General features: G+C 68.4%; 4 protein-coding genes and 1 tRNA gene. 4 read left to right on the top strand and 1 reads right to left on the bottom strand.

Annotated features, from left to right (window positions below; all coding sequences use genetic code 11):
• Window positions 1-27 precede the first annotated feature (27 nt).
• On the top strand, window positions 28-1,437 hold the full coding sequence (locus ACFWGJ_RS42140) for a tyrosine-type recombinase/integrase (protein ID WP_387334254.1): 1,410 nt from the start codon (window positions 28-30) through the stop codon (window positions 1,435-1,437).
• Between the two features lie 46 nt (window positions 1,438-1,483).
• On the opposite strand, the gene ACFWGJ_RS42145 is transcribed toward ACFWGJ_RS42140, so the two are convergent.
• Window positions 1,484-1,558, bottom strand: a tRNA-Thr gene (locus ACFWGJ_RS42145).
• A 252-nt stretch (window positions 1,559-1,810) separates the two neighbouring features.
• Here ACFWGJ_RS42145 and ACFWGJ_RS42150 point away from each other — a divergent pair.
• The 3 genes from ACFWGJ_RS42150 to ACFWGJ_RS42160 all read left to right on the top strand — a co-directional run bounded on the left by ACFWGJ_RS42150 (window position 1,811) and on the right by ACFWGJ_RS42160 (window position 4,536).
• A complete protein-coding gene (locus tag ACFWGJ_RS42150) occupies window positions 1,811-2,947 on the top strand; it encodes an ABC transporter ATP-binding protein (RefSeq protein ID WP_387334250.1) in 1,137 nt (378 codons plus the stop codon).
• Between the two features lie 227 nt (window positions 2,948-3,174).
• Window positions 3,175-3,657: a hypothetical protein gene (locus ACFWGJ_RS42155; protein WP_387334252.1), complete on the top strand. Its 483-nt coding sequence runs from the start codon at window positions 3,175-3,177 to the stop codon at window positions 3,655-3,657.
• Between the two features lie 147 nt (window positions 3,658-3,804).
• Window positions 3,805-4,536 (top strand): NDP-sugar synthase, encoded by a 732-nt coding sequence (locus ACFWGJ_RS42160; RefSeq protein WP_387334253.1) that lies wholly within the window; start codon window positions 3,805-3,807, stop codon window positions 4,534-4,536.
• The last annotated feature ends 116 nt before the right edge of the window (window positions 4,537-4,652 follow it).

Raw genomic sequence — 4,652 nt, forward strand, 5'->3', positions numbered from 1 at the left:
CCGGCATGTGCCGGGGCCGCCTCTCGCATGGAGGCATACGTGAGCCCTCGTAAGTCGAACCTGGAATCCACCATCTACTTCGGCGATGACGGCTGGTGGCACGGCCGCGTCACCATGGGCGTGCTCCCCGACGGAAGCCCCGACCGCCGCCACCGCATGGCCCGCACCGAACCCGCCGTGCGGCGAAAGGTCCGCGAACTGGAAAAGCTCCGCGACGAGGGGCGCGCGACCAAGGCAGGCCGTAAGCCCACGGTCGGACAGTGGATGGAGACCTACCTCACCGACATTGCGAGCCTGAAACTCAAGCCACGCTCGCTTGACGACTACTGGTCCAAGACCCGCAACGACATCGTCCCCGGCGTCGGAAAGCACCGCATCGACAAGCTCGCCCCCGAGCACCTTGAGCAGATGTACCGGGCCATGCTCGATGCCGGGCGCGCTCCCTCCCACGTCGTCAAGGTGCACCGCATCCTGTCGCGGGCCCTGAAGATTGCCCACCGCCGCCGGATGATCGGCGAGAACGTCGCCACCCTGGTCGACCCGCCCAGCATCGACGAGACCGAGACGAACCCGTTCACCCAGGAAGAGGCGAAAGCGTTCCTGGAAGCGGCGGCCAAGCGGCCCACGTTCATGCGGTGGATCGTCGGGGTCGGCATGGGGTTCCGGCAGGGCGAGACCCTGGGCCTGCGGTGGCCCTACGTCGACCTACAGGCCGAGCTGTTCCACCCGCGGTGGCAGCTCCAGCGCCTCACGTGGAGGCACGGGTGCGCTGACGCGCACGCCTGCGGGGCACGCCTGCACCGCTTCGATCCCTGCCCCCCGAACTGCGCCACACACAGCGGCTACAAGCGCGGTTGCCCGAAGCCGTGCACCAAGACCTGCGTCAAGCACGCGAGCATCTGCCCCCACCGCAAGGGCGGCGGTCTGGCCTTCACCCGCCCCAAGACCAAGAAGAGCACGAACCCCGTACCGATCCCGCCCGCATTTATCCCCTACCTGCTCGCGCACAAGGCACAGCAGGACGAACTACGGGAGGCGGCCGGCGAACTCTGGCAGGAGCACCATGCCGTGTTCACCCGACCCGATGGCCGCCCCATCGACCCCCGGGAGGACTGGGGAGAGTTCAAGGAGCTGTTGGCAGAGGCAGGCATCGGTGACCGTCGCCTATACGACGGGAGCCGTCATACGGCGGGCACGATCCTCAATGAGCTGGGGGTGGACATGCCGACCATCATGGAGATCCTTCGGCACACGCAGATCAGCCAGACCCGCCGCTACGTCAAGGGCCGCTCGCACCTCTCGAAGGACGCCATGCGCCGCATGGGCGACACCTTCCTGCCCGCCCCGGAACCGGCGCCTGAGCCCCCGACTGAGACTAGAACTGAGACTGGAGACAGCCGCGCGGCTCGCGCACTCCGGCGCCGCCGCATCCGCTGAACGAAAATGCCCAGCTCAGACGATGTCTGAGCTGGGCATTCAAATGAGCCCCCTGTCGGATTCGAACCGACGACCTACGCATTACAAGTGCGTTGCTCTGGCCGGACTGAGCTAAGGAGGCCTGCACGCGGACGTGCCTGTGCGTGCTCGCAGGCACGCCCGAAGCAGTGTACCCACGTCACAGCGGGGGCCCGTCGAAAATTTCCTCGAACTTCATTGCCCACCGAGTACTGACAGAACGTGTGAACGCGAGGTAGCGTCCTGAACCAGTCCGCTCATGTGGACTACACCACTACGGATCGTTCCGTAGCGGTACACCACCTTTACAACGGATCGTCCGGCACGTTCCTGCCGGTGAAGGGGGCCCCTCACCATGGCCACTGTCTCGTTCAACAAGGCGACCCGCATCTACCCGGGTGGCGAGAAGCCTGCCGTAGACCAGCTTGAGCTCGACGTCGCGGACGGCGAGTTCCTCGTCCTCGTCGGTCCCTCCGGCTGCGGAAAGTCCACCTCCCTGCGCATGCTCGCGGGTCTTGAGGACGTCAACGGCGGATCCATCCACATCGGCGACCGCGACGTCACGCACCTGCCGCCCAAGGACCGGGACATCGCCATGGTGTTCCAGAACTACGCGCTGTACCCGCACATGACGGTCGCGGACAACATGGGCTTCGCGCTCAAGATCGCCGGCGTCAACAAGGCCGAGATCCGCCAGAAGGTCGAGGACGCGGCGAAGATCCTCGACCTCACCGAGTACCTCGGCCGCAAGCCGAAGGCGCTCTCCGGCGGTCAGCGCCAGCGTGTCGCCATGGGCCGCGCCATCGTGCGTGAGCCCCAGGTGTTCCTCATGGACGAGCCGCTGTCGAACCTCGACGCCAAGCTCCGCGTCTCGACCCGTACGCAGATCGCGTCGCTGCAGCGCCGCCTCGGCATCACCACGGTGTACGTGACCCACGACCAGGTCGAGGCCATGACGATGGGTGACCGCGTGGCGGTCCTCAAGGACGGTCTGCTCCAGCAGGTCGACTCGCCGCGCAACATGTACGACCGCCCGGCGAACCTCTTCGTCGCCGGCTTCATCGGCTCCCCGGCGATGAACCTCGTCGAGGTCCCGATCACCGACGGTGGCGTGAAGTTCGGCAACAGCGTGGTGCCCGTCAACCGCGAGGCCCTCAAGACCGCCTCCGACAAGGGTGACCGTACGGTCACGGTCGGTGTCCGTCCCGAGCACTTCGACATCGTCGAGCAGGGCGGCGGCGCCGCGTCGAGCCTGTCGAAGGAGACGGCGGACGCCCCGGCCGGCCTCGCCGTCACCGTGAACGTCGTCGAGGAACTCGGCGCCGACGGTTACGTCTACGGCAGCGCCAAGGTCGGCGACGACCTCAAGGACCTGGTCGTCCGCGTCAGCGGCCGCGCGGTCCCGGAGAAGGGCTCGACGCTGCACGTCGTGCCGCGCGCGGGCGAGACCCACGTGTTCTCGACCTCCACCGGTGAGCGCCTCACCGACTGATCGCAACCTCCCCGACCGGCCGGGCGAATCCCGGAGAATTCACCCAGGTTGACGAAGAAGGCCCCGCAGACCCCTGCGGGGCCTTTCTCGTTGTCGACAAATACCCCGGCAGACCGGTCATTTCGACATCTGTTCGTCAACATCAAACTCGAAAACGGTCGCTCCCCCGTCCCCCGAACTGATTACTAAATGTCGCCAAATCATCACCCCGCGCTACCCTCACTCGCGTGAAGCACTCCACTAACCACTCGACGCGACACGGCCACGGCCCCTCCGGCCGACCGACCCGACACGGCCGCGGTCCGGCCCGCCGGATCGGCCGTACCCTCGCCCTCGTTCTGCCCGTCGTCCTGGTGCTCTCCGGCACGCTCGCGGTCACCCGGGTCAACTGGTCGGGGAACGAATCCTCGACGTCGGCTCTCGCAGCCTCCGCCGAGGACGTCTCCCGGCGCGCCCCGTCCCGCGCTCCACACGACGTGCTGCGCGACAAACTCCTGCTGGAACTCCAGGAGAAGAACCCGGGGGTCGCCCTCACCCACCTCCAGGAGGCCGTGAACGGCCGCCCGTCCCTCGGCAGGCACTGCGCCTCCATCGCCCGGGCCCTCGGCCGCGCGGCGGTCCGCGCGTACGGCCCCGTCCGCGCCCAGTCGTTCGCCCGCCCGGTGTGCGACACGTCCTTCGCCACGGGCGTAGCAGCCCAGCACGCCTGAGCCCGTCTGGTGGGAGACCGCGCCCCGGCCCCGCATGGGGCGCGGGGAACTGCGCGCCCAGCCCCCACCGTCCCGCAGACCGATTTCTCCCAGGCACCGCACAAACCCCACCGGCTGATCCCGCGGGGCGCGACGTAAAGTTCGGGCATGACCGATCCGAACGCAGCGTCGCGCCCCGTTCAAGCCGTCGTCCTGGCCGGCGGCCAGGGCTCAAGGCTGCGTCCCTACACCGACGACCGCCCCAAGCCGATGGTCGAGATCCCCGGCACCGGGACCCCGATCATCGGCCACCAGCTGACCTGGCTCGCCGAGGAGGGCGTCACCGACGTCGTCGTCTCCTGCGGCCATCTCGCCGAGGTGCTCCAGGAGTGGCTGGAGTCGGCGGATCTGCCCGTCTCCGTGACCACCGTGGTCGAGTCGGAGCCCCTGGGCCGTGGCGGCGGCCTCAAGTACGCCGCGAAGCACCTGCCGCACCCCGACCGCCCCTGGTACGCGACGAACGGTGACATCTGGACCCGTTTCTCGCTGCGGGAGATGGCGGACTTCCACACCGAGCGCGACGCGGTGGCGACCCTCGCGCTGGCCCGTCCCCGCCTTCCGTGGGGCGCCGTCCAGACCGACGACTTCGGTCACATCACGGACTTCATCGAGGCCCCGCCGACCGCGCACGGCATCAACGCGGGTGTGTACGTGTTCTCCCCCGAGTTCGCCGATCTGCTGCCCTCCCTCGGTGACCACGAGCGCTCCACGTTCCCGCGGCTGGCCCGTGAGCGCCGCCTGGCCGGCTATCCGATCCCGCAGGGCGCGTACTGGCGCGCCATCGACACCGCGAAAGACCTCACGGAGGCGGCCAAGGAGCTGGCGGCTCTCGGCCGTTGAGCGCGTTCTGATACCTCAGGGGCAGCGACCTGTCTGCGGGCCGGTGGGGGCTGGTCGCGCAGTTCCCCGCGCCCCTGAAGGGGCAAAAGCCGGGGCGCAGCCCCGCTTTTGAGGGG

Source organism: Streptomyces sp. NPDC060205 (assembly GCF_042728395.1).
GTDB lineage: Bacteria > Actinomycetota > Actinomycetes > Streptomycetales > Streptomycetaceae > Streptomyces.

Bases quoted from the DNA above. Each gene is read 5' to 3' on its own strand.
- ACFWGJ_RS42160 (WP_387334253.1), top strand. From the start codon at position 3,805: ATGACCGATCCGAACGCAGCGTCGCGCCCCGTTCAAGCCGTCGTCCTG.
- ACFWGJ_RS42140 (WP_387334254.1), top strand. From the start codon at position 28: ATGGAGGCATACGTGAGCCCTCGTAAGTCGAACCTGGAATCCACCATC.
- ACFWGJ_RS42150 (WP_387334250.1), top strand. From the start codon at position 1,811: ATGGCCACTGTCTCGTTCAACAAGGCGACCCGCATCTACCCGGGTGGC.